19 protein-coding genes and 3 pseudogenes are annotated in these 22137 nt (G+C 67.9%); 8 read left to right on the top strand and 14 right to left on the bottom strand.

What is annotated here, in order from left to right; genetic code table 11:
* Positions 1-828: 828 nt before the first annotated feature.
* Together DDQ41_RS32945 and DDQ41_RS25405 are read left to right on the top strand one after the other, a co-directional pair.
* Positions 829-1323 (top strand): annotated as a pseudogene (locus DDQ41_RS32945) (nucleotidyl transferase AbiEii/AbiGii toxin family protein); the annotation flags it as partial.
* Between the two features lie 269 nt (positions 1324-1592).
* On the top strand, positions 1593-2906 hold the full coding sequence (locus DDQ41_RS25405) for a DUF4365 domain-containing protein (protein ID WP_109296539.1): 1314 nt from the start codon (positions 1593-1595) through the stop codon (positions 2904-2906).
* Positions 2907-3393: 487 nt separating this feature from the next.
* Here DDQ41_RS25405 and DDQ41_RS25395 read toward each other — a convergent pair whose 3' ends face one another.
* Together DDQ41_RS25395 and DDQ41_RS25390 are read right to left on the bottom strand one after the other, a co-directional pair.
* Entirely contained in the window at positions 3394-5082 is a 1689-nt protein-coding gene (locus DDQ41_RS25395) for a hypothetical protein (protein ID WP_109293617.1), read from the bottom strand.
* Positions 5083-5132: 50 nt separating this feature from the next.
* Entirely contained in the window at positions 5133-6053 is a 921-nt protein-coding gene (locus DDQ41_RS25390) for a hypothetical protein (protein ID WP_109293616.1), read from the bottom strand.
* A gap of 72 nt (positions 6054-6125) precedes the next feature.
* On the opposite strand from DDQ41_RS25390, the gene DDQ41_RS25385 reads away from it, so the two are divergent.
* Positions 6126-6425, top strand: coding sequence for a helix-turn-helix transcriptional regulator (locus DDQ41_RS25385; RefSeq protein ID WP_109293615.1), 300 nt, complete (start codon positions 6126-6128; stop codon positions 6423-6425).
* A 199-nt stretch (positions 6426-6624) separates the two neighbouring features.
* Here the strand turns inward: DDQ41_RS25385 and DDQ41_RS25380 are convergent, their stop codons facing one another.
* Entirely contained in the window at positions 6625-7161 is a 537-nt protein-coding gene (locus tag DDQ41_RS25380; protein ID WP_162602623.1) for a hypothetical protein, read from the bottom strand.
* 157 nt (positions 7162-7318) lie between these two features.
* Between DDQ41_RS25380 and DDQ41_RS25375 the strand changes: the two genes are divergently transcribed.
* Both DDQ41_RS25375 and DDQ41_RS25370 read left to right on the top strand, forming a co-directional pair.
* Positions 7319-7945 (top strand): DNA topoisomerase subunit B, encoded by a 627-nt coding sequence (locus DDQ41_RS25375; protein WP_109293613.1) that lies wholly within the window; start codon positions 7319-7321, stop codon positions 7943-7945.
* A 240-nt stretch (positions 7946-8185) separates the two neighbouring features.
* Positions 8186-8728: a hypothetical protein gene (locus DDQ41_RS25370; protein ID WP_109294923.1), complete on the top strand. Its 543-nt coding sequence runs from the start codon at positions 8186-8188 to the stop codon at positions 8726-8728.
* 7 nt (positions 8729-8735) lie between these two features.
* Here DDQ41_RS25370 and DDQ41_RS25365 read toward each other — a convergent pair whose 3' ends face one another.
* Positions 8736-9686: an IS5 family transposase gene (locus DDQ41_RS25365; RefSeq protein WP_109294922.1), complete on the bottom strand. Its 951-nt coding sequence runs from the start codon at positions 9684-9686 to the stop codon at positions 8736-8738.
* A gap of 67 nt (positions 9687-9753) precedes the next feature.
* On the opposite strand from DDQ41_RS25365, the gene DDQ41_RS25360 reads away from it, so the two are divergent.
* Complete coding sequence (locus DDQ41_RS25360) at positions 9754-11028, top strand: argonaute/piwi family protein (protein WP_109296537.1); 1275 nt, start codon at positions 9754-9756, stop codon at positions 11026-11028.
* Between the two features lie 164 nt (positions 11029-11192).
* On the opposite strand, the pseudogene DDQ41_RS32675 reads toward DDQ41_RS25360, so the two are convergent.
* The 9 genes and pseudogenes from DDQ41_RS32675 to DDQ41_RS25315 all read right to left on the bottom strand — a co-directional run.
* Positions 11193-11515, bottom strand: a pseudogene (locus DDQ41_RS32675) ((2Fe-2S) ferredoxin domain-containing protein); the annotation flags it as partial.
* Positions 11496-12159: pseudogene (locus tag DDQ41_RS25350) on the bottom strand (ABC transporter ATP-binding protein); the annotation flags it as partial. The pseudogenes DDQ41_RS32675 and DDQ41_RS25350, both read right to left, overlap by 20 nt.
* Positions 12152-12868 (bottom strand): DUF4839 domain-containing protein, encoded by a 717-nt coding sequence (locus DDQ41_RS25345; RefSeq protein WP_109297941.1) that lies wholly within the window; start codon positions 12866-12868, stop codon positions 12152-12154. The gene DDQ41_RS25345 and the pseudogene DDQ41_RS25350, both read right to left, overlap by 8 nt.
* Positions 12869-13203: 335 nt before the next feature.
* On the bottom strand, positions 13204-14163 hold the full coding sequence (locus tag DDQ41_RS25340) for a tyrosine-type recombinase/integrase (protein ID WP_262508565.1): 960 nt from the start codon (positions 14161-14163) through the stop codon (positions 13204-13206).
* A 185-nt stretch (positions 14164-14348) separates the two neighbouring features.
* Positions 14349-14555 (bottom strand): helix-turn-helix domain-containing protein, encoded by a 207-nt coding sequence (locus DDQ41_RS25335; RefSeq protein ID WP_079080635.1) that lies wholly within the window; start codon positions 14553-14555, stop codon positions 14349-14351.
* 1091 nt (positions 14556-15646) lie between these two features.
* Complete coding sequence (locus tag DDQ41_RS25330) at positions 15647-16363, bottom strand: HAD family hydrolase (protein WP_381310085.1); 717 nt, start codon at positions 16361-16363, stop codon at positions 15647-15649.
* Complete coding sequence (locus DDQ41_RS25325; RefSeq protein WP_109297939.1) at positions 16360-17859, bottom strand: helix-turn-helix domain-containing protein; 1500 nt, start codon at positions 17857-17859, stop codon at positions 16360-16362. Before DDQ41_RS25325 ends, DDQ41_RS25330 begins: the two co-directional genes overlap by 4 nt.
* Positions 17860-18120: 261 nt before the next feature.
* Positions 18121-19302, bottom strand: coding sequence for a helix-turn-helix domain-containing protein (locus DDQ41_RS31940; RefSeq protein WP_174720324.1), 1182 nt, complete (start codon positions 19300-19302; stop codon positions 18121-18123).
* Positions 19303-19308: 6 nt separating this feature from the next.
* Positions 19309-19752, bottom strand: coding sequence for an NUDIX hydrolase (locus DDQ41_RS25315; RefSeq protein WP_109296535.1), 444 nt, complete (start codon positions 19750-19752; stop codon positions 19309-19311).
* A 168-nt stretch (positions 19753-19920) separates the two neighbouring features.
* Between DDQ41_RS25315 and DDQ41_RS25310 the strand changes: the two genes are divergently transcribed.
* Both DDQ41_RS25310 and DDQ41_RS25305 read left to right on the top strand, forming a co-directional pair.
* Positions 19921-20562, top strand: a complete 642-nt coding sequence (locus DDQ41_RS25310; protein ID WP_109296534.1) for a TauD/TfdA family dioxygenase — start codon at positions 19921-19923, stop codon at positions 20560-20562.
* Positions 20563-20922: 360 nt separating this feature from the next.
* Positions 20923-21459 (top strand): ATP-binding protein, encoded by a 537-nt coding sequence (locus DDQ41_RS25305; RefSeq protein ID WP_162602733.1) that lies wholly within the window; start codon positions 20923-20925, stop codon positions 21457-21459.
* A 194-nt stretch (positions 21460-21653) separates the two neighbouring features.
* Here the strand turns inward: DDQ41_RS25305 and DDQ41_RS25300 are convergent, their stop codons facing one another.
* A complete protein-coding gene (locus tag DDQ41_RS25300; protein WP_109296532.1) occupies positions 21654-22136 on the bottom strand; it encodes an SAM-dependent methyltransferase in 483 nt (160 codons plus the stop codon).
* Position 22137 lies beyond the last annotated feature (1 nt).

The following is a 22137-nucleotide window of genomic DNA, read 5'->3' as shown; positions in this document are numbered from 1 at the left end:
GTGAGGCGATGAAGCTGCAGGTCATGGCCCACTTTGCATCTTTAGGCGAACCGACTTCTGTCGAACGCAGGCACATCATGGACTTCGGGAAACAGGTCGAGCGCGCCCGGCCTCGCCTGAGAAACCTACAAAACCACAGGTCAGAGCCCCTTCACCGCAGGCTCAAGGATCGCCACGCACTCCACATGCGAGGTCATCGGAAAGATGTCGGCCTGAGCGAGTCTCGGAAAAGGCCAGGTCAAAGCCTCTTTCTCGGCTCGCTGTCCTGCGTACGGACGCCCAGAGCGTCAAACGAGCGTCATGACGACCTAGCCATCTCTCCTGGGGGCGGAACTGGCTGGCACGACCAGCTCCCCCTGCGTGAGCTCGACTGCGTTCACTGCGGACACCGGCTCGCACATCATGATCCGCACCACTTGGCCGGCCACGACAATGGAGTCATGCCTTCCAGCCCACAGCGCCCCGCACCCGCGCCGAGGGCCCTCTCGGGAGCGAACGCCGAGGATCTCGCGTTGTACCGGGAGAAGTTGCGGCGGCGCCTACCGGAGTCGCTGGCCGAGCTGCAGGGACCCACTCAGGGGGCGTGGCGCTGCCGCCGCACATGGCTTGGTCCGGGATGACTTCGCACGACCTCAGCAAGCCACGCCAGCGCATGGGCCTGCAGCGCACCGCCCTACACGAGGGCCTGCACGATGATCTGCCCCTCTATCTCAACCAGGACCTGCTCCTCCAGCTGTGGCCAATGCTATGCACACTCGTCGGTCGCACCGTGCGCACTGTCTGGGAGGACACTTTCCCCGAGCTCGCCTCCCGCACTCGGGCAGCCACGTGACGGACATGCCGGGGCTCCACACGTGGCTGCTGGCGGATGTGACTGCGCTCGGCTCCCCGTACGCCCCTGGTCCTCACTGGCGGATACACCGTGCGGGCGCACCACCTTGTAAACCGCCCCCGCCAGGACCTCGATGTCGCCACCGACAACCCGGCGCCCGCGGCCGCCATCGCAGCCCCTCCGTAGGGGTCTGGAAGCCGGGACTGGAAGGTGCAGGCGCTCGAGACCGCCCCGCTGGCCCCCCGTTTAACCGTAACCGGACCAGCCACCGGGCAGGACGTGAGGTCGGCATTCTCAAGGAGATCTTCTGGCGGCCGTCCCCCAGAACCCGTACAGGCTTGTCCTCGCGGAGGAGGACGTGATCGGGACGAAGATCCGCGCTCTCGCCGACTGCGGAGCCGCGTGATCTGATCGACGTGTTCGCTGCGTGCCGCCTCTTGACCACGGCCGAACTCGAGGAGTTCGGCCGTCGCCGCGCCCGCGGCCGCTTCGCCCCAAGCCAAACAAAGGTTGATCATTCAGCAGGCCCCGCTGCCGTGTGGACCCCGAAACTTTCAGGTACCCAGCCTCCGGGTTCACTCTTCCCGAAGGACGTGCACAGGTCATTGTCAGTGGTCCCTCTTATCCTGAGTTGACTCGGACCACGCGCGAACGACGGAGGATCACTGCATGGGGTGGGACAACAAAGCGCGCCGTCGGCCGCCCAGATTCAGCAGGGCTGCGGAGCGCACATGTGTGCGTTTCTCGGAGCACTGATCGGATGCCGAAGCGCAGTGTCCAGCAGCGGGCTGGGTACCGGGGTGAAGCATTCGTCGACAAGGCCGTCTCCGATGCCGGCCATGTGTGGAACGACACCAAACGTGACTTCGCCGTCGACGGGCAGATCGAGTTCGTGGATGTCGACCGGGAAGTCACCGGTGTCGCCGTCCTGGCTCAAGTGAAAGGCACAGAAGTCGGATTTCGGGGCGAGACGGCGACGGGATTCAAGTTCACGTGCAAGGCCGACCACATCGCCTACTGGCTTCGGCTGAGGCGACCAGTCGTGCTCATCTGCGTCGACCTGCGTATCCAACAAGCATGGTGGAAGCGCGTCGACACCTGGTTCGCCGACCCTGAACGCAAAGCCCGGCGGGTCGTTCAGTTCGACAAGGCCGCAGACCGCTTCGACCCCGACGCCTTCAGCCGGCTGTCGGCCCTGGGCGTACCCGTGGGGGAGCCGTTGCCGCGGCTCGAAGGAAGCGAACAGCTGGTCTCGAACCTCCTCAAGGTTGAGGGCTTCGCCCCACTCATCTACGAGGCGTCCACGCCCTGTCGTGACCGCGGCGATGCCTGGGAGCGGATGCGATCGAACGGCAACCAGTTCGAGAGCGGCTTCGTCCTGGCTGCCGGACGGATCTTCTCGCTGTGCCGACTGGACGAGGGCCCGCTGGCCGTGCTCTGCGACGGGCCGGTCACCTCCGTCCTCACTGAGGAATGGGCGACCACCGAGGACTCCGACCTGCAGCGGCGCTTCGTGTCCCTGTTGAACTTCACGCTGCGCTCCGCCCACCATCCCGAGTTGGTCTGGCATCCCACCAAGAAGGTCGTCTATATGCAGGCCCCGCCCGACCGGTCCCGCCGGAAGATCAAAGGCCGCTACCGAGGCAGCCGCGGACGCACCTTCTTCACCCCGTATTTCGGCAAGGACGACCAGACCAAGATCAGCTTCTGCCGTCACTACGCTGCCAGCCTGTACTTCCGCCGCTGGAGTGAGCAGTGGTTTTTGGAGATCAACCCCACCTACCACTTCACCATCGACGGTCACCGCGACTCCCTGTTCGACGCCGAGTACGTCCAGAAGATCAAGCGGCTGGAACGCAACAATGCCGTCTACCAGCTCGTACGCGCCTGGGCCGACTATCTGCAAGGCGATGACACCCTGTTCAGGAGCCGGGATGAGCGCATCCGATTCGGCCAGCTCCTACAGCTCGACTGCGATGCCGCCATCGACGAAAGCGTCTGGATTCCGCAAGAACCAGCGCCGAAGCCGAGCGTGAACGGGCTGGCCGAGGGACTGTGGGAGCTGCCGCAATGAAAGCACCAGTGCTTCATGAGCCGGAACTAGAGTTCCGCGCCGGAAACCGTCACATCGATCCCCGCTACGGCATCAGCGTGTTCGGCCCGGCCGACGCCGACTCCCCTACCGGACCCCGTCAGATCCCCATCGGCTTGGTCGGCCCCGCCCATGCGGTCGACGGCATCCGGAGTTGGCTGCAGCGCTGCCAGGACCCAATCGAAGCGAAGGAGACGAAGCCCGGGCAGGAGAATCTTCACCAACCGTTCCCCGGACTGTTCTTGAGTTCGCTCAGGAGTGGTTCACGAGATCCCGTCCGATCTAGTCGATTGGGCGGGATCTTGCGGTTTTCGGGGGCGGTTCGGAGGTCGGCCGGGGCTGAGGGGCGGTTCCGGGGCCTGCGGATGGGGCCTTCCGGGGGTGACCGATGCCGTGGAGCGCACGGTGGTGCGGCTGCGGGACCGGGAACGTCTCGTGGCGGTGGTTGGTGTGGCTGTTCACTTGCGGATCATCGTGGTGTGCCGGGTGGGAGGCGTCCGATCGGCCGGGCCGCGGAACGGTCCGGTGGGGTGAGCGGAAGCTCTTCGTAGGCGGTGGCGGGCAGGTGCTCGCCTCGGGTGGTCTGGCAGAAGGCGTCCAAGATTGCCAGGTTCGCGATGGTGATCATGAGCGTGACGAGGAGGGTCTGGGCGACGCGGCCGTGGGCGAGCCGGTTCTTCGGTTCGGAGATGTCGACCTTGTGGCCCTTGAGGATTCCGTTGATCCCCTCGTTCTGAGCCCTGACGACCTTGAAGGTGTCGCGCCAGGTGTCGGTGAGGTAGGGCAGGTCCTGGCGGAACTTGTCCATGGTGCCCAGGTCGCCGGGGTGGATCGTGATCGAGTGCTGGCGGCAGATGTCCGGCGGGGAACCGGCCGCGTGGGGCGGGATGGTCACGGTGGGGCGGGCCGCCGGGTGCGCCTGTGTCTGTCGTGGGTCGGTGAGATCGATGGTGCGTGGCGGAGTGCGGGCGGGTGGTCTGCGCGGGCAGTTGACGGTGGGCGAGGTGCCGGTGGCGGGGCAGGCGAGCCGGATGGCCCCGCCCTCGTCGGGGCCCTGTTTGAGGTGGAGGAAGTACGGCTTGCGGTTGTTGATCTGTGTCTTGGTGAGGTCATCCGGCCGGCGGGCGGTTTTGTCGTCGAGCCGGTGGGTGGCGTTCGCGAGTGCGGGTGGGACGTGGGGGCAGGTGAGGGTGCCGTCGATCATGACGGCGCCGCGGTGGCTGCCCTGGATGCCGCGCTGGTCCTGCTTGTAGTCCAGGGCGAGCCGGTAGCCCAGCTTGCGGGCGGGCAGGGCGAAGGTCTCGGGGCGGGCGTCGGTGTAGAGGCGGTCGACGGCGAGTGTCCCGGCAGGGAGTTGGAGCCTGGTCAGGGGTGTGAGCAGGGTGATCGCGTTAGGGCCGGTGCGGACACCGGGGTAGTCGACGACCAGGCCGAGCGCGATCTGCGCGTCGCGCCCCGAGTGGGGGCGGGAGGCGGCCGCGAGAGCGAGGTGCCCGCTGAGGCCGAAGGTGGGTTCGTTGGAGCCGCCGGAAAAGTGCCAGCCCGCGGTGAGGTCGACGGAGGCCAGGTTGCGTTTGGTGCTGGGCGGCTTGTGCCAGGAGGCCAGGGCGGTGGCGTCGATGCCGACGTCGCCTCGCCAGTGCTTCAGTGCCCCGCAGCGTCGGGCGATCCGGATCGTGTTGGTGATCAGGGCGGTGCAGATCTGCTGCAGCACGGCCCTCTTACGCATGTGTTCGGGATCATTGTCTTCCCAGGCGGCCGCGAAGGTGGCGGCCTCGTCCAGAGGCAGGCGGCGGCGTCGGTCGCAGCGGGCCACATCCAGTGCGGTGGTGACGCGGTCGAAGGCCCGGTAGACGCGGCGGGAGAGGGCCAGCCGGGCCCGGGGGCCGGCGGTTTCGCCGGGCTTGATGCCGAGGCGGCCTTGGGCGGTGGGCGAGAGGCTGAAGGTGAGGATGCGCCAGGCTTCGGCCAGGGTGGCCTTGCCGGTGTAGTGGACGGACAGCAGCAGTCCGGTCAGCACGGTCCGGGGCGCAAGGCCGGCAGGGCCGGGCCGCCCGGACAGTTCGCCGTTGATCAGGTCGAGGGCGCCGGAGCCATCCAGCAGCGCGGCCAGCTGGAAGACCTTCGAGTCCGGGATGCGGGCCGGGGCGTCGGTCACCGGCCGCGGACGGCTGGAGCGGCCGGCCGGATGGTCCGGCGGCGGGGCCCTCACTGCTGGCCTCGCAGCAGGCGGGCCGTCTCGCGGTCGCTGAGCGGGGGCACGAAGTGCTGGTAGCGGGCGAGGGAGGCGGTCGAGGCGAGCCCGGCCGCGGCCGCGATCACTCCGGGGTCGATGCGGCGGCGCATCAGGGAGACGATCCAAGAAGCCCGCAGGCGGCGGGCGTTCAGCTTCGGCAGGGGTGTTGCGGGCCGGTGCTGGTGGGTGAAGGAGGCGATCAGGTTGTCCGGCGGCGGGTCCTTGTGGCCGGGGCGGAACAGGAAGTCGTCCCCGGCCTGTCCCGCGAGCTCGGCGAGGATCTCTTCCCAGCCGGCGTGGGCCACCAGGAGCCGTCCGAGCACCGCGGCGTCGAGTACGCAGGCGCCGGAGCGGGTGCGGCGGATGTCCGTCCCGCGCAGTCGGGCGATTTCTCCCGGTGCGAGTCCCATCCCGTCCGCGAGCGCCATCAGGGCCAGCGCATCCGACCGCGCCCGGGGGCGCAGCTGCCGGGCCCAGGACCGCAAGGCGGCGATCTCTTCGTCCTCATAGGGCGCCGCGGGCGCCGGCGGAGCGGACAACTTCAGCCCCTCCTGCCCGCCATCGTCGAAGACCAGTACCTCTCTCACGCGCCGCAGCCAGGTGCGGTAGGTGCGCAGGGTGCCAGGCTTCAGGCCCGCGCAGCCGGTCAGCACGAACGCGTCGATCGTCTCGTTCTTCAGCCAGGCGGCCGGCTCACGGGCAACCCCCCGCCCCTCTGCCCAGACGGCCAGCCGGGCGACAACGTGCAGCAGGTCCACAACCGAGTAAGGGACACGCTCGACGGTCGCGGTAACCACCGCCTTCACCAGCGGCCCCACCTCAACCCAGCAGGCGGGAGCCTCCCGCGGGGTGTACGCGTCGATGACCGAAGACGTCGCCAGGTCCAGTGCCATGAACCACGAGTAGCGGCAGGACAACCTGCCGCCCAAGTCGCGTACGACATCAACAGACAGGAGCGTGGAAGCATGGTCGGAGGCAGCGCGCGCTCCCGCGCGCCCAGGGAATGCACCCAAGATCCGGAAGCCTGGCCCCACGCGGTCGTCGACGACGTCGCCGCAGCAGTCGTCCAGACCATCGCCCGCCGCCTCGCCGACGCTCTGCGCGAACGCGGTCTGAGCCGCCGCGGTGCCGCTGACCTGCTGGGGGTCAACCGGCAGACCATCGCCGACGTGATCGAGGGCCGCTGCTGGCCCGATGTCGCCACGATCGCCCGCCTGGAGACGGGCCTGAACACCCCGCTGTGGCCCCCGCTTGCGCGCCGGTAGGTGTGCAGACATGCCGCCAAAGCCCTCCCGGCCCGGCCAACAGACTGCAATTCCCGCAGGCCAGAGCCCAGTTACGGCCCGGCGAACCCAACACGGCGCAACAGCACTAACCTGTCGGACGCGCGAGCCTCTTCTTCATGGTCCAGGGCGCTCACGCAACCCCAGGCGCCGCCGGGACGGCCATCCCGACGGCGCCGCCTCACACGTCCCCGCCCGCAGCCTCCACGACCGCACCCGCCGACGCCGGATCCCCGACCCCGGGCGCGATCGCGAACAGCCCCACCTGGTCCTCGGTCAGCCAGCCCTGCTTGACCAGCCGTTTCAGCCTCACCCGCATCCCCTCCACCGGCCGGTGCTCCGTTCCCGCGCCGACCGCCTCGCAGATTTCCCTCGACCGCAGCGGCCGCCCCGCCGACGCCAGCGCGAGCACCACGTCCTCACTCACCCCGGCCAGCACCTCGCCGTCCCCCCGCGTCACCGGCGCCGAGACCACGGCCTGCGGCCTCCTGGCCGCGGCCACCGCCACCGGCGGCAGCCCGGCCGCCGGCTCCCCACCGCCGGCGTCGTCCTCGGCCAGCAGTTCGGCCACCGCCTCCTCGGCAACCGCCCACCGCGACAGCTCCGCTTCCTCGGCGGCGAGCTCCTTCTCCAGCGCGGCGATCCGCGAGCGCAGGTCCTCCACCCTCGCCCGCGACCGTGACGCCCTCGCCCTCAGCCTCTCCAGCAGCGATGCCATCAGCCGCCCCCTTCACCCCAAGGCCGACGCCCGCCAACTCGCAGACAAGGGAGCCAAGTTGGCGGCACTCCCCTCACACTGTAGGAGGTGATCATGGAGTGGGGCAGGCCGGACCCACACATCCCGCGCCCGTGATCACCGGCTCCATACTTCTCGGATGGACACACCAAGGGCTTCCTGGCGCAACACCACGCACGACTGGGCGAGCACCGTCGACCTCGACCACCTTGAACACATCCGCCAAAACCCCGCCGTATTCGCCCCCGGCGGCCTCCGGCACCTGGTTCTCGAAGTCATCGCCTATGCGGCGGACGAGGCCGAGTACAGCAACAGCGGACACTGCCGCATCACGCTCCACTCCGACGGCTCCGTAACCATCGCCGACGACGGACGGGGCACCGACACACGCCTCGACGAACACGGCCAGGCCGTGAAGAAGCCGGTCATGGCGACAAAGGACCTCCGCTTCTTCGACCACCCCGACACGCTCCCACTGCCCGACACCCACCCCCGCCGGGGCATGTCGGTCGTCGCCGCACTCAGCACGTGGCTCGTCCATACCAACCGCCGCCGCAACGGATCCTGGACCCAGCGATACGAACACGGCATCCCCACCACCGACCTGGAACCGATCACCGACGACGGCACGACCGGGACCGCCGTCCATTTCCTCCCCGACGAGCCCCTGCGTACGGCTCACGACTTGACGGCCGACGACCTGGCACGACTCACCGCGGCATGGCCACAGCTCTCCTCCAAAATCGACGACCGGCGCACGGCCTGAGTCATCCCCCACCGCGCGCAACCCCCTGCCGCCGGGCAACGATCTACCCCGCAACGGGCAACGATCTCTGCAACCCTTCCGAACCCCCTGATCAAGCCCACTCAAGAACAGCCCTTCCCCGGTTTCACTAGCTGTTTCTCAACCGATCAGGTGTCTGAGCTGCATGTTTGCGGTTTGTGATCTTCGTGGGCGGGTGTGCAGGGTGGTGGTGTCTTCGTTGCCGAGCCCGGAGGTTCTGCTGTGCCCACGCCCGCCGCTGTCATGACGCGCCGACTGCGCGCCTTCGAAGCCCGTGCCGTCGAGCTCCGGCAGCGGATCACCGCTCTGGAGGAGGAAGCGGCCCAGGTGGACAGGGAGATCGCCCGCTGGCGTATCGGCAGCGAGATCTGGGACGAGGTCGAACAGGAACTGCGCGGTGATGCCGGTGTGGCTGCTGTTTCCTGCAGCCCGTCCGACAACAGGGAGGCGCCGGCCGACGCGGAGGTAGGGAGCCCTGCCGGCGCAGGTGCCGGCGCTGGAACCGGAGCCGGAGGTGAGTCGCGGTATGTGCCGCAACGGCAGGAGGACTCCGATCCCAGCAGGCTGCCCGGCCTCTACTCGAAGATCGTCGAGTTCGTGAGGGAAGCGCAGGAACCGGTGCGGGCTCGGGAGGTGGCCCAGGCATTGTTCGGTGAGGGGGCCGGTCGCAGTCGGCAGGAGGGTGTGCGCTGTCAGCTCAAGCGGCTCGTCCAGCGGGACTGGCTGACCAGCGCCGACGGCCGGGAGTTCACCGCGGCAGGATGACGGGCGCTCACACCCGCCGGGCCCGTCCGGCGGCCGCCTCGTGGTCCGCGGCGGCCAGGCGGCGGGTCATGAGGGTGACCATGGCCCACTTCACGTAGCTCTCGTGGGCGGCGGCGGTGCGCTCGTAATCACGCACCAGGCGACGGCAGTTCACCAGCCAGGCGAACGTGCGCTCGACCACCCAACGTCTCGGGATCACCACGAAGCCGGCTCTGTCGTCGCCGCGGCGGGACACCTCGACCTTCATGCCGAGGGCGTGCAGGGCCCAATCCACCAGGGCGCCCGCATAGCCGCTGTCGGCCCACACCAGACGCACCCGCGTGAACAGGGAACGCACCCGTTCCAGGAGGGCCACACCCGCGTCGCGGTCCTGCAGGTCCGCGGCGGTGACCATCACCACCAGCAGCAGACCCAGACAGTCCACGGCGATGTGACGCTTGGAACCCGACACATTCTTCGCCCCGTCGTACCCGCGCCGCTCCCCGGTCAGGGTGGAGGCGCCGCGCAGGGACTGGGAATCGACGATCGCCGCACTCGGCTCGGGATCGTCCCGCCCTTCCACGATGCGTACCTGCTCCCGCAGCCTCTCGTGCAGCACGTCCAGGAGCTCGTCCGTGTGCCAGCGATGCTGGAATGCGTAGACGGCCGACCAGGGCGGGAAGTCGGGCGGCATCGCCCTCCACTTGATGCCGTTGTCGACGAAGTACCGCACCGCATCGATCATTTCGCGGTGGCAGAAACCCTCCGGGTTGCCCCCGCGGCCACACAGCCAGCCCGGCACAGGCATCACCCGCCGGACGATCTGCCATTCCTCGTCCGTCAGATCGGTCGCGTAGACGCGGGCCCGCAGCGGCCGGTCACCGGCATTGCCGTACAAGTGAGCGAGACAGTCACACTCCGCGGCGAACCGCAGGTCGGGCAACGGACGATCGGACAGGACGACGGTAGCGTTCTGCATGACGGGGCTTTGTTCCTCGCGTGGCTGGCTTAGACAACCGACACGCTATGAACAGGGCCCCGTTCCCATGCCCACTCCCGGACTCCGTCACCTGATCCAGGACACCGTACGGGACGTCATCGAACGCCCGACGGTTGAGAAACAGCTAGTCAGCGGCGACTCCCCGTTCGGTGCCCAGCTCGTCTTCGAAGACGCCCTCGTCCGCGAGATCCCCGAACGCCAGCTGCGCCGCCTTGCCCGCGTCGACATTGCCTCCGCCACCGCCGATGCGGTCGAGCTCTACGCCGACGCCGCCCGGTCGCTGGCCGAGACCGGGCGCTGCCGGGTCATCATCTGCGCTCGCCCTGAAGAACTGCGGGACAGAGAAGACCATCTTCCCTCGGAGGAGGTCTTGACCGACCGCCAGGAGGAACAGGGCGAGCAAGGGGCCGGAGGTGATTTCCACGACCTGCTCAAGGCCGCCGCACTAACGCTGCCGGCCCCCTTGCAACTGATGCGCAAGGAGACTTGGACCGGGATCCCGGCCAAGACCAACGGTCAAACCGTCCGCCCGCTGCAGGACGAGGCAACACGGGCCTGGAACCTGCATACCGCCCTGTACTACAAGGCCGGTGGGACCCCCTGGCGCATGCAGCGCCACAGCTCCGACCTGGCCACCTGCTACGTCGGGGTCAGCTTCTACCGCAGCGCGAGTGGAAACGAGCTGCACACGGCCGTCGCCCAGGTGTTCAACGAACGCGGCGACGGCGTCGTCGTCCGCGGCGGAACCGCGCAGATCTCCAAGACCGACCGCCAGCCCCACCTGACGCTCTCAGACGCCCGGCAGTTGCTGATGGACGCCCTAGCCGAGTACCGCACCACGCACGGCCACCAGCCCGCACGCATCGTCGTTCACAAGACCTCGAACTTCACCGCCAGTGAGGTCGACGGATTCCACGAAGCCGCCGACCTGCGTGAGATCGACCATGTCGACCTGCTGTGGATTCAGCGGCGCGGTGCCCCACACCTGTACCGCACCGGCCAACTCCCCCCGTTGCGCGGCACCAGCGTCCAACTGGACGCTCGTTCCCTGCTCCTGTACACCCGCGGCTCAGTGCCGTACTTCCGGACCTACCCCGGCCTGTACGTCCCCCAGCCACTGCTGATCCGGCCCGCAACACACGGCACGGATCTACTGACCGCCGGCATGGACATCCTCGCCCTGACTAAGATGAACTGGAACAACGCCCAACTCGACGAACGTGACCCCCTCACCTTGCGCACCGCTTACCGAGTCGGTTCGATCCTCAAGCACGTCCCGCCCAATGCCCGCATCGCCACCCGTTACGCCTACTACATGTAGGCAAGGGCGCCCTCAACAGCCCGAGCATCCTCAACAGCGCTTTCGCGGCGCGGCACGCCAGGCCAGGCTTCTGTAGGTCGGTACCGGTCCGGCTTCCACGCTCAACGCGCCCTCCGGGGCGGCGTAAAGACGTATAGGTCGAGGATGTCGGGGCAGGGGCGCTACCCGGGGCCGACATCCTGGACCCAGGCAGCGATGTCCTCGGTGGCGTCGAGGTCGTTGCCGAGGCCGAGCCAAACAGGGCGGGCGCCAGCGGCGTGTGCGGCGGCGGAGGCTGGACGACGATCACGTTGGCTTATTCGCACACGTCGAGGCAGTCCGAGACGCGAACGGGGGCGTTGGCCAGGCACGCGATCTGCCAGTCGTGATCGGCTTCGGGCACGCTGGAGGTTCCCCAGCAGCAGTCCCGGCAGACAACGGTGCGGAAGGGTGCCGGTGCCGCCGGGGCGTGCGCGGAACGTCGTTCTTCAGGTTGCCGTCGGGGCATCGCTCGTCGTGTTCCTCTTGCGGAGTGATCCCTCGCGGGCTGCGGGACGCAGGAAGCGGATCGCGCGGTGGCCGGGGTCGTGGGTGACCTCAGCACGAACCCGGTAGACCTGCTCGATGAGGGCGGGCGTTAGGACCTCGGTCGGGTACCTTTCGCAACAGCCTGGCCGTCGCGCAGGACCAGCAGGTGGTCGCAGTACGTCACGGCGAGGTTGAGGTCGTGCAGGGCGATCACGTTGGTGGCCGACAGGCTCGCAACGAGGTCCAGCAGGTCAAGCTGGTGCTGAATGTCGAAGTGGTTGGTGGGTTCGTCCAGGAGGAGCTCTCGGGGTTGCTGGGCGAGGGCGCCGGCTATCTGGGTGCACTGGCGTTCGCCACCGGACAGGGTGTGCCATAACTGGTCGACCCGGTCGGTGCGCGCGAGGGCCTCAGTGACGGCTTCCGCGTCGCCAGCCGTAGCGGGCGTTCAGGTGCACCGGTGCGGAATGCGTCCGAGGGCGACGACATCCCGGACGGTCAGTTCGGTCTGGGTGTCGGCGTGTTGTTCGACGGTCCGATGCGGCGGGCGGTGGCCCGGCGTCCGACCTCGGCGAGCGGACGTCTGTCCAGGGTCACGACTCCGGCGGTGGGAGCGAGGCTACCGGGTCTCCGTCGAGACCGGGGCGAGGCGGAAGACACACTGGACCGTGTTGAACTCGATCACCTCGGCGACGAAGCGGAACTTGTCGCCAACGGCAACAGTGGCAGGGACCTGCTTGCCGGTCAGGTGCAGATTGCCGGTGTTGACGTCCTCATACTTGAAGTTCGGGCCGTCCGTCGTCTGCGGCCCCTTGTCGCCCGGGCCGAGAAGGAAGTCGTAGCGGGTCCGGTCATCCGCGTGGGCCGCCATGTGCCTGATTGACCCGTCGAAGGCGACCGTTTGCCCCGCGTGCTTGGTGGCGAAGTTCACGTTCGCTCCGCCACACGGATCCGCCTTCAACAACGTCGCGAACTCGGGGCTGTTCTGCGCCGTGATCACCTCAGCGGTGGTCGGGGCGTCTGCGGGCGGCGTAGCGGAAGACTTCTCACTGGCGGCCGGCGAACTGGCTGACGCGCCCTTCTCCTCGTCGCCGTCGCCAAGTGCAACGCCTGTGCCGACGATGGCGGCCAAGACCACGAGGGCGGCGGCCCCCGCCCCGATCAGACGCCAAGGCAGTGGCCTCTTCGGCCGACGAAAGTTGAGGGTGGTGCGAAGTCTGCCTGGGAGCTGTTCCACGAGCTCCCATCCGTCCTTCTGCATCTTCGAGATCACCAAACCGTCGGTGCCCCGAACGGTCTGCACGGCCTTGTACTCGTACTTGATCTCATCGGCCATGCGGCTCTCTGCCCCCTGAAGCGAACTGGTCATACCGACTGGGCGCGAGCATAGATGACTCCGCGGGAGACGAACGTCGCCTTCGGCCCCTGCTCTCCCGCTCGGCCGGGTCGCTCGCTGCCGCGCCTGAGCGGCGCGTCTCGGTTGCGGGTGCGGGGCATAGAGACGACGTCGATGCCTACGCCTATCCGTGGCCGTTCGGCGCTGTCGGCCGCAGGGTGCTCCCCACGATGAGCCGCCCGACTCGAAGTCGCGATCGTGAGCGTGATCGTGTCCATGTTCCGCTCGCAACCGGCTTCGCCCCTGTCCAAGCAGGACAGGGGCGAAGGTACCGTTTATGCGGCGATCGTGAGCGAGGTTTCCATCCGTTCCCAAGCCCCGAGGACGGCCTTGTGCGCATCCGGCTGCAGGTGGGCGTAGCGCTGGGTCGTCTGGAAGCTCTCATGGCCAAGGAGGTGTTGGACCTCGTAGAGGGAGACCCCTTTCTGGACCAGCCATGAGGCGCAGGTGTGGCGCATGGAGTGGGGCGGGTAGTGCGGGACGAGTTGCTGCTCGCCGTCGTCATCGAAGTAGCGGGCTCCCTCGATGGCTGGCCACCAGGTCTGTCGGCGCCAGTTACCGTCGTCGAGAAGCCGTCCGGACCGGCCCTTGGTGACGGTGGTGAACACCACGGAGTCCCGGTCGAGCCGGTATATGTGACGTTCAAGTGCTTCAAGGACATGGGCCGGGAGTGGGACCTCCCGGCGGCTCCTGGAGCTCTTGGGATACTCCTTGATGCCCCGCTTGGTGTTGACCTCGACCACGAAGAGGCGCGAGCGACGCTGGTCGATGCGGTGACGGTGAAGGCCGGAAAGTTCGCCCCATCGCAGTCCTGTATAGACGCCCAGTAGGCACATCGTCTTCCAGGGGGCGGCAAGCTCGTCGAGGATGCTCTGCGCCTGGTCGGTCGTAAACCACTGCGGCGGCTTGACGGCGATCTGAGGCAGGTCGATGCGGCGGCACGGGCTCAACGCGATCACATCGTCATCCACGGCCGCGCGCATGATGGACGAGGTCAGGTTGTACGCCCGCTTGATTGCGGCGGCGCCCACGCCCTTCTCCACCAGGGAGCGGATCCAGCTCTGGACGTCCATGCGAGTAACGGCCCGCATCTCCCAGTCCGCCCAGTGGGGCATGACGTGGTTTTTGATGGTGGAGGCGTCGCCGCGCAGGGTGCGGGGCTCAACGATGCGGGCATCCCACCAGCGATCGTGCCACTCACGGAAGGTGATTTCGCCGGCGCGTGGGTCGCGCATGCCTCCGCGAGCGGACTGTGTCTCCATCTCGGTGCCCCAGGCGCGGGCTTGCGCCTTGAGGGGGAACGACTCGCTGTACCGGCCTCCTGCCCGGTTGCGTACGGTTACTTGCCAGTTGCCGGACTTCAACTTGCGGAGGTACAGGTTCTACTCCTTGCTCGACTACGGGGCTGCCGTGATCGGGATCAGCGGCGTGTCGTCGGCATGACAACGGCGCGACGGCTGAGGAACTCGTCCAAGCTGGCCGCTGGGACCCGCACACGGGAGCGGCCTGGCCCGGTGCGGAGGTCGACGACAGGCAGGTCGCCGGCTGCGATGAAGCGATAGACGGTCCGACGGTCGACGTCCAGGGCAGCGGCGACGGTGGGTATGGACAGCAGGCGTGCGGGCATAGCGGGGGCCTCGAAGTACTGGGGGAAGGGCTGGGCATCCGGCGAGACGGCTATCAGAACGTCGGCCGGTGTAAGGCGCGGTCAGTCAACCCTGTCAGGGCAAGCAGAGCTCGAACCTGCTCCTCGGAATACAGCCACTCTTCTTCCATGACTTCGACCGACATACTTTTGAACTCCTTGCGGGAACGACGGAACACGCCCGGCAGATCAGCGGGTAGTTCAATGGTCTGGAGAAACGCCGGTTTGGCTAACCGGCGATCGTCGGCTATGTTGCGCCCGGCTCGATGCCCTCGCCCCCCCTGACGCACACGCGTGAAAGCGGCGCGTAGTCGCGCTACTGCGGACTGTTCTAGGTTTGCTTGCTTCGACGCGTCATTCCAGTCAAATGCGCCCTCAATGTGTCTGCCGTCGGCGAATCAGCACAATCAAGCACCGCGTTGGGATACTGCCAGCTTCACCAGCGCCGGGCAGTGAGGAGCTGTCTGCCGTGGGCGAATGTCACTTCCGGCTCGGCTGGAAACCCTCCCGGGTGTTCTTCGAGCACGCGGAGGCCGCCCTCGCTTTCGGCCGAGCCAGACGGATGTCCGTGCACGACATCACCAGCTATGACTGTCTGCCAGGCCGCCCACGAAGCCCGCTTCGGTTACAAGAACAAGCACTTCCCGTGCTGGACACGGGGCGTCAAGCCGGGCTCGGCGTACTACGAAGACCCCGGTTCAATTCCGTTAACCGCCTGCCGCGCAGCGCTCCCGACGGGGACTGCGCCTCGACCGGGTCCGCCAGACGATCGTGATCCCCCGGCAAATCCTTCTGCCTGAACAGACCGTCCGAAAAGCCAGAATGTGCGAAACCGAAGCGGCTGCGCTCTACTTGGCCCCCGGAATACTCGGTGTTCCCGGCGGCGCGACATCACTGCTCGCGAGCTCCTCAACGCCGCAGCGAGTTTCCCCTGTGTGGACGCGTGTGCCGGTCACAGCGATGAGGAAGCGTGCTGCTTGCCTCACCAATGGCTGGCCGGTCACGAAGGAAGGACCGTGGCTCGACTGGCGCGACAACACGGTCCGCAGGGAACCACCCCGGTCAGATGAGACCTATAGAGCCTCGTCCTGGTCGATGAGGCGGAGCAGGGTCGTGGTGGAGGTGAGGTCGGCCAGAACGTGTTGTGCACCTGCAGCGCGTAGTTGCTGCTCGGGGGTGGTGCCCGAAGCCACCGCGATCACCCTGGCGCCCCCCTCCAGGCCGGTGCGCACGTCTTCCAGGGAGTCACCCACGATCACTGTGTTGTCGCGATTAAACGGGCCTCCATGCTTCGCGGCTGCCCGCTTTTGTGCGATGCGTACGAGAGCCGGGCGGTGAGGGTCGTCGGACGCGTAGCCGCCGATGGTGGTGTCGAGGTAGCCGATGAGGCCCAGCGCGGACAGCTTGGTCTCGGCGCTACCCCGTAGGTTTCCGGTGACGACGGTCGGGATCAGGTGCTCTGCCTGCTGGACCGCGGCGAGCGCGTCCATGGCGCCCGGCATGATGACCCCGTCGTTGAACAGCAGCTCCCGGTGGCCGGCGAGGCGTTCGGGAAGTTCGTCGACGATGCGGGCTGCGAACGTCTCCACGTCCTGTTCGGGTACCTGGTTGACGCGCAGGAGTTCACGGACGGCCAGGGGCATGGTGACTCCGGTTCCCCGGGCCGGCAGGGCTGCCGGGGGACGGCCGACGACGCTGGTGAAGGTCTCCTTGTAGACGCGCCGGTCGATGTCACCCGTGTAGAGGAGGGTGCGGTCGATATCCCACAGGACCAGGATCATGCGCTTCATGCGGCGCGTTCTTCCATGACGGCCTGACCGCGTTCCAAGAGCTCCTGGGCGGGAGCCGCCGAGGAGTAGCGGCGGGCTTCGGCGAGCATCGTGTCCAGGTTGTCGTCCAAGCGTGCGGAGCGGACTCCGGAGACGAGAGCGAGGACTTCGTGTCCGGTGGCAGATCCGGCGTCGACGTCGCCAGCGCGCATCTGGGCGGTGGCGGCGCGGGAGAGGAACTGGGCACGGGTGCGGATCTCGTCCGGGCTGAAGGCATTGCGGGCGTCGGCGAACGCCTGGGCGGCCTGGTCGGAGCGGCCGAGGTCGAGCAAGCAGCTGCCGGTCTGGCCCATGATCTCGCCGGGGTTGATCCAGTAGAGCCAGTGAGGGTCGTCCTCTCCGCGTCCGCGGGCGCACAGTGCCTGTGCTTCTTCCAGGGCAGTGCGAGCCTGGCGGTCCTCGCGTAGACGGGCGTGCCCGCGGGCCTGACGGGTGAGGAGCATCGCGTGCAGGGCGGGCGCGTCCTGGTCGGCAATCACCTGGCGGGCGGTGCGCGCGGCGGTGACCGCGTCGCGGGGGTCGCCGGCGGAGTAGCCGTGGATGGCGATGAAGGACAGCGCCCCAGCCCGGAGCCTGCTGTCGCCGCTGGCATGAGCGGCGCGGAGGGCTCCCACCAGGAGGTTGTGGGCGACGGTGTGGGCGCCGCTGTCGAAGTGGTACCAGCCGGTCTGGATGGCGGTGTCCGCAGTCACCGCTGCGAGGCGCTTCCCGGTCGCCTCGCTGAAGTCCCCTTCTTTCAGGAACCGGAGGAGGACCTTGAGGTGCGCTGTGGCGGCTCGGGCAAGGTTACCGCTGCCATGGCTGGCGTCGGCTTGGCGCAGAGCGTCGGTGGTGGATTGCAGGCTGGTGAGGAGCTGGTCGGAGACGCTGATTCCGTTTCGGGCGGTGGAGGCGACGGCCTCGGGAGGGGCGACGGCTGCTTGCAGGATGTACTGCGTGAGGCCGGCCCCGCCCAGGGCAATCACGCTGCGACGGTTCAATCCGGTCATGGCTCCTCCGACTGCTGCTTCCAGTGACGTCACCATACGAGCCGCCGTCCATGGCAGAGCCGGGTCGATGACCTCGACAAGTCGCTGCGATTCGGCCTGCGCGAAAGGGGCGAGGAGGAGCGGGCGAAGGTCGGCGGGAAGCCCCAGTCCGGTCAGGAGGTCGATGATCGTCTCGCGGCCGTTGACCTGTTTGAGGCCGCGCTCCAGGTCCGAGATGAAGCCCTGAGTGAGTCCGGTCAGCTCCCGTACGGCCTTCTGCGAAAGCCCGGAGCGGCGGCGGACCAGACGTACAACCGTTCCGAAATCCCAGGCAGCAAGGGCCCTGTGCACTTCCTCGTCGCGCCAGGCCCGGTCCGGGATCGTCGGTGTCGCATCGGTCCGGGCGCAGGTGGAACAGCGGGTATCCGGGTTGTACCGGCTGATCGGCAGTCCGCACCGCACGCACGTGCGCCCTGGTCCCCCTGGCATGGTCACCTCGGCTCTCCTTCTCGCGATCCAGCTCGCCCCAGCCGTGAGAACCAGGCTAGGTGGAGATCGATATCGCTGCAGCGATATCGCCACAGCGATGCCCTCGAAGCCGACGCGGCTCCAGACTCATGGCACTGCACCGGCCGCTCAGCGTCCAACTGCGCTGGTGGCAGGCCGTTTTGAAGCGCCGACTCAGAGAGGAGATGCCCGGTGGGAACAGGACACCTGGCTGTGTCCCCGTCGCATGGCACCTGCCCTCGGCTATGCGGCGATCTCCGTGCGGAGCTGGGCCAGGGCACGGGTGGCGGCGTCATGGATATCGGGGAGCCTGCCAACAGTGGTGCGCTGGACGCGCTGGAGCTGGTGCGGAAGGCGCTGGGCCTGTGCTTCCCGTACAGCCGCGGCCAGGAGCTGGGTAGCACCGTGGCTGTCGCCGGCGAGAAGGCGGACGCGGCCCGTGGTGATGAGTTCGATGACACGCCACCGAGGTGCGACCGCGATGGTCGGGGCGGGCGGAGCCGCCTCGGTATGCCGTATCGCATCGCGGATGCGGCCGGTGGAGATAAGGCCCCGAAGATGGATTTCGTAGAGAGCACTGGGGTTGACGAGGCTGGTGTGCTCGACCGTGTCAAGGAGCTGGTGGGCCTCACGGGCGGCTTGGTCGAACAGCACCGCGTTGCCGAGGGCACCGGCAGCACGGGCCAAGAGCGGCAGCACCGCGGCTCGCTGCTCGGTGCCGGGTGCGGTGACCGCGGCCTGGTTGAGCCGGTCGACGGCCGCACCGAGCAGGCCGGCCTTGCGCAGCTCGTTGCCGTGCATGCGCAGAGCGGTGGTAGTCAAAGCCCGGTCATCGAAGGCGCGCACCACGTCCCGGCTCTTGGCGGTCCAGTGCGCGGCGGTGGCCAGCCGTTCCTCGGGCAGCACGTTTCCCAGAGCCGTCCCGAGACTCAGCCGGGCGTGCGCAAGGAGCCGAAGGACATCTCGTTCGGTGCTCCCGTCCCGGGCGCGGGCTTCCAAGCGAGCCACAAGCGGCCACAGTTCGGCGACGGTCTCGGCCGCTCGCCCGCACTGGCGGGCGACTTCGGCGAGCCGCACGGTGGAGGTGCCGAACTGGATCATCGCCCGGTGGTCGGTGTCGGCCGGATCGGTGACGCCCAGGACATGCGCGGGCAAAGCGAGTCGCTCGGCGACGTGACGCAAGCTCCCGACATCGCTCAGATGCCGTTTGCCCAGTTCCAGGGCCGAGATGTAGGTCTTGTCATAGCCCAGGAGCTCACCGGTCTCCAACTGGCTGGTGCCGTGGACGTGCCGGTAGTACTTCAGGATCGAAGCAAGGTCGCGCGTAGCGAGGACGGCCTGAGCCTCCGGCGTCGCCCAGCGCCAGGAGACCAGCCGCGCCGACCCGCGCGTGGCCGGCCCGGAAACAGAAGTGAAGGCGTCCATGCCGGGTCACCTTCCGGGGTGGTCGTACCAGGCCGCGATCGACTGCTTGTAGCCCTCGGGCATGGTCAGGCCATCGACCTCGTGCCGGTCGAAGAGCCCGATCTCCTTGTGCTCGTGGCTCAGGACCGGCACACGGTCTGGAGACAGGACCGTGCAGCCGTAGGTGACGATCAGGACCCGACGGTCGGGGATCGGCTCGTAAATCCAGGTCCCGCCGCCGAGCAGAGGCCCGGCCTTCACCATCCAGCCGCTCTCCTCCGCCACCTCGCGCTCCAGCGCCGCACCGGGACTCACGTCGGCCGGCGCCGACCCATTACCTGCGGGACCGATCTCCAGCCGGCCGCCCGGCAGTTCCCACTCGCCGCGCTCGTTGTGCAGCAGCAACACGCGTTCGCGGGCATCGAGAGCAACACCCTTGACGGACACCGGCCACAACGACGGCTTGTACATGGGCTGTCCCTGAGTCGTGAGGGCGGGCTTGTCCTCCGGAACGTAGCACCCGTCCGCAAGACGAAGTCGGGCTTGCCGCCTTTGTCCGGGTCGACAGTTTGTCGCTTTACGCCGCCCGCTATTCGTCCGGACGCTGGACGTCCAGCCCGATTTCAGAGGAGCACGTCGATGACGACCCGTTCGCTCACCCTGTTCGAGGCACACGTCACGCCCCTCATCGGCGGTTTCGGCCGAACCTCCGCCGTGATGGAACTCCTGCGGGCGCGGGGTGTCGCCACCGTCGAGGGACTGGACACCCGGGCCAAGGTTCTCGCCTTCGCCCAGCGGGTGATGACGCTGGTACCGCACCCCGACAGCGACCCGGATGCGCTGACCACTATCCGTGACAGAGGCGCCGCCTCCCGACGCCCCGGGCTGGCGGGGCTGGGCACCGGGGAACTCCTCGCGCATACCGAGCGCTCCAGTCTTCCCCGTCCGCCCCGTCTGATGCTCCTGGTCTGCCAGCAGCCCGCCGCGTTCGGTGGAGACGTGCTCCTGACCGACGGCCGCGCCCTGCACGCCCTCCTCATGGAACGCGCGCCCCGGGCTTTGGAAGTGATGGCCGCGCCCGGTACCGCCTTCTACGGCGACGGCGGCGGACACCCCTCTCGGATCTTCACCCGCCACCGAGGCGAGCGGGTCTCCATCCGCTTGCGCCAGGACGCCCTCGCCGCGTTCAGCCCCTCCTCACCCCCCACCTGCCCCACCTCCGCACGGCGATCGAAGCGCTCCAGCAGCGCGTCACTCTCGACGCCTGCCAGGGCTATCTGATCGACAACAGCCGCTGGCTCCACGCCCGCACCGGCTTCTCCGACGACCGTGTGTGTCTGCGGGCCCTGGGCGACCCCCGCACCCCGATACCCCCAGGCTTCCCGTCTCAGATCCACTGGCCCGCGCCGTGACTAACGGGCCCGTCGGCGCCTAACGGCCGAACGCTGCCGTGGAGCGACCCGCACGACACGGTCTCGCCGCAGGTGCAGTCCCCGGCCGCCCCTGCTCAGTCCAAAACCGCCCGGAGGAGCGCGACGTGACTTTCGACGTCGACCAGCTCACCCGGTGCCGGTCGAGAAACGCCTTCACGCACAGATGGTGACCGGATTTGTGCCTTGTCGGGACCGCTTAGGGGAGCTGATGAACGTGCATTTCTCCGGCGCCGCTCTTCAGCGGCCGGACGAAGTTCTTGACGTGGCGGTTCACAACCTCGTGGGTCCCCATCCCAGTGCCCCCGTCGAAACCGTGCCGATCGCGGATCGGAGGCGTGCCTTCGAGATTGTGGCGGTGTACCCGGCGGAGGTGGCAGCAGTCTCGCGGGGCCGGCGCGAACTTCACGAATTGATGCTGGTAACGGGACTGGCGGCCATCGCGGACGCAGTTGCTCTGGGAGCCCATGAGCTGATGGCGAATGCAGTGACCCGCGGGTGCCGTCACCAGGCGGTGAAGGCATTCACGCTGAAGGTCACCCACTCCAGCGGACGTCTCCGGACCGAAGTGCAGGACCCCTCCGGCAGACAGCCTTTCCAGAGCCTACCGAGCGACCAGTGTGAGGGAGGCCGGGGCCTGCTCCTGGTCGACGCGTTGGCCGCGAACTGGGGAGTCCGACCTGGCCCGGGCGGGGGCAAGACGGTCTGGATGGAGCTGGACGTCCCCGGTGAAGGGACTACGTCGTGAACCTCCTCAGCCGCGGCGCTCGCACAGCCGCCTGGTCCGTTCTGCCGGTACCGGCCGGAGGCTTTGACCGAATTCCCGTTCGGGGAGCGGAGTATCAGCGAGGACGGCCGACTACTTGGTGCGCCCCTCTCATCTCTGCGAGCGGGGCCCTCATGAGCGCTGCCGCGAGCGACAGATCACTACGGCAGGTCGGCTTACGGACGCTCCGAGACATCCAGCCAGTACGTGGCAAGCATTTCGGCCGGCCAGGCTGGCTGATGAACCGGTCCTCGGGGCCCCATCTGGGTGAAGTACGGCGCTATGTCGAGGACGGGAGTGCCGTCCACAGCGTCCAGGTCGGTGACGACGAGGTCCCGGCCGTCTGTCTTGAGCAGTCGCGGATAGCTGATCGCCAGTTGGTTGGGGCGTCGGTGGTTGCGGTGGACGAAGGTTCCGGTTGCCGGCCAGATCGGGTTTCCCCTTGGGCTGCGGGCGTGGAGCTGCACGTCTTCGGGCCGCGCCAGGTGGAAGTGCCAGGTCACTGTGAGGTGGGAGAACTCCTCGATGCCCTGCAGCGTTTCGAGCGGGAAGGCGTCGTCCAGCCGGATGATCGATTCCACCCCGCCCTGGTAGTCGTCTTGGACGCGGGTGTGGCCCCCAATGACCGTTGCGATCGGTTCGACCTCGTACGTCGCCATC

This window comes from Streptomyces spongiicola, assembly GCF_003122365.1.
Taxonomy (GTDB): domain Bacteria; phylum Actinomycetota; class Actinomycetes; order Streptomycetales; family Streptomycetaceae; genus Streptomyces; species Streptomyces spongiicola.
Note: the sequence above shows the minus strand (reverse complement) of the source record. Positions and strands in the feature narration are given on the sequence as shown.

Coding starts and splice junctions, on each gene's coding strand:
- DDQ41_RS25405 (WP_109296539.1), top strand. CDS start 1,593: ATGCCGAAGCGCAGTGTCCAGCAGCGGGCTGGGTACCGGGGTGAAGCA.
- DDQ41_RS25335 (WP_079080635.1), bottom strand. CDS start 14,555: ATGCCCGCACGCCTGCTGTCCATACCCACCGTCGCCGCTGCCCTGGAC.
- DDQ41_RS25345 (WP_109297941.1), bottom strand. CDS start 12,868: ATGGCCGATGAGATCAAGTACGAGTACAAGGCCGTGCAGACCGTTCGG.
- DDQ41_RS25385 (WP_109293615.1), top strand. CDS start 6,126: ATGGTCGGAGGCAGCGCGCGCTCCCGCGCGCCCAGGGAATGCACCCAA.
- DDQ41_RS25375 (WP_109293613.1), top strand. CDS start 7,319: ATGGACACACCAAGGGCTTCCTGGCGCAACACCACGCACGACTGGGCG.
- DDQ41_RS25380 (WP_162602623.1), bottom strand. CDS start 7,161: ATGGCATCGCTGCTGGAGAGGCTGAGGGCGAGGGCGTCACGGTCGCGG.
- DDQ41_RS25340 (WP_262508565.1), bottom strand. CDS start 14,163: ATGCGCGACCCACGCGCCGGCGAAATCACCTTCCGTGAGTGGCACGAT.
- DDQ41_RS25325 (WP_109297939.1), bottom strand. CDS start 17,859: ATGCCAGGGGGACCAGGGCGCACGTGCGTGCGGTGCGGACTGCCGATC.
- DDQ41_RS25310 (WP_109296534.1), top strand. CDS start 19,921: ATGACGACCCGTTCGCTCACCCTGTTCGAGGCACACGTCACGCCCCTC.
- DDQ41_RS25315 (WP_109296535.1), bottom strand. CDS start 19,752: ATGTACAAGCCGTCGTTGTGGCCGGTGTCCGTCAAGGGTGTTGCTCTC.
- DDQ41_RS25390 (WP_109293616.1), bottom strand. CDS start 6,053: ATGGCACTGGACCTGGCGACGTCTTCGGTCATCGACGCGTACACCCCG.
- DDQ41_RS31940 (WP_174720324.1), bottom strand. CDS start 19,302: ATGGACGCCTTCACTTCTGTTTCCGGGCCGGCCACGCGCGGGTCGGCG.
- DDQ41_RS25330 (WP_381310085.1), bottom strand. CDS start 16,363: ATGAAGCGCATGATCCTGGTCCTGTGGGATATCGACCGCACCCTCCTC.
- DDQ41_RS25360 (WP_109296537.1), top strand. CDS start 9,754: ATGCCCACTCCCGGACTCCGTCACCTGATCCAGGACACCGTACGGGAC.
- DDQ41_RS25305 (WP_162602733.1), top strand. CDS start 20,923: ATGAACGTGCATTTCTCCGGCGCCGCTCTTCAGCGGCCGGACGAAGTT.
- DDQ41_RS25300 (WP_109296532.1), bottom strand. CDS start 22,136: ATGGCGACGTACGAGGTCGAACCGATCGCAACGGTCATTGGGGGCCAC.
- DDQ41_RS25365 (WP_109294922.1), bottom strand. CDS start 9,686: ATGCAGAACGCTACCGTCGTCCTGTCCGATCGTCCGTTGCCCGACCTG.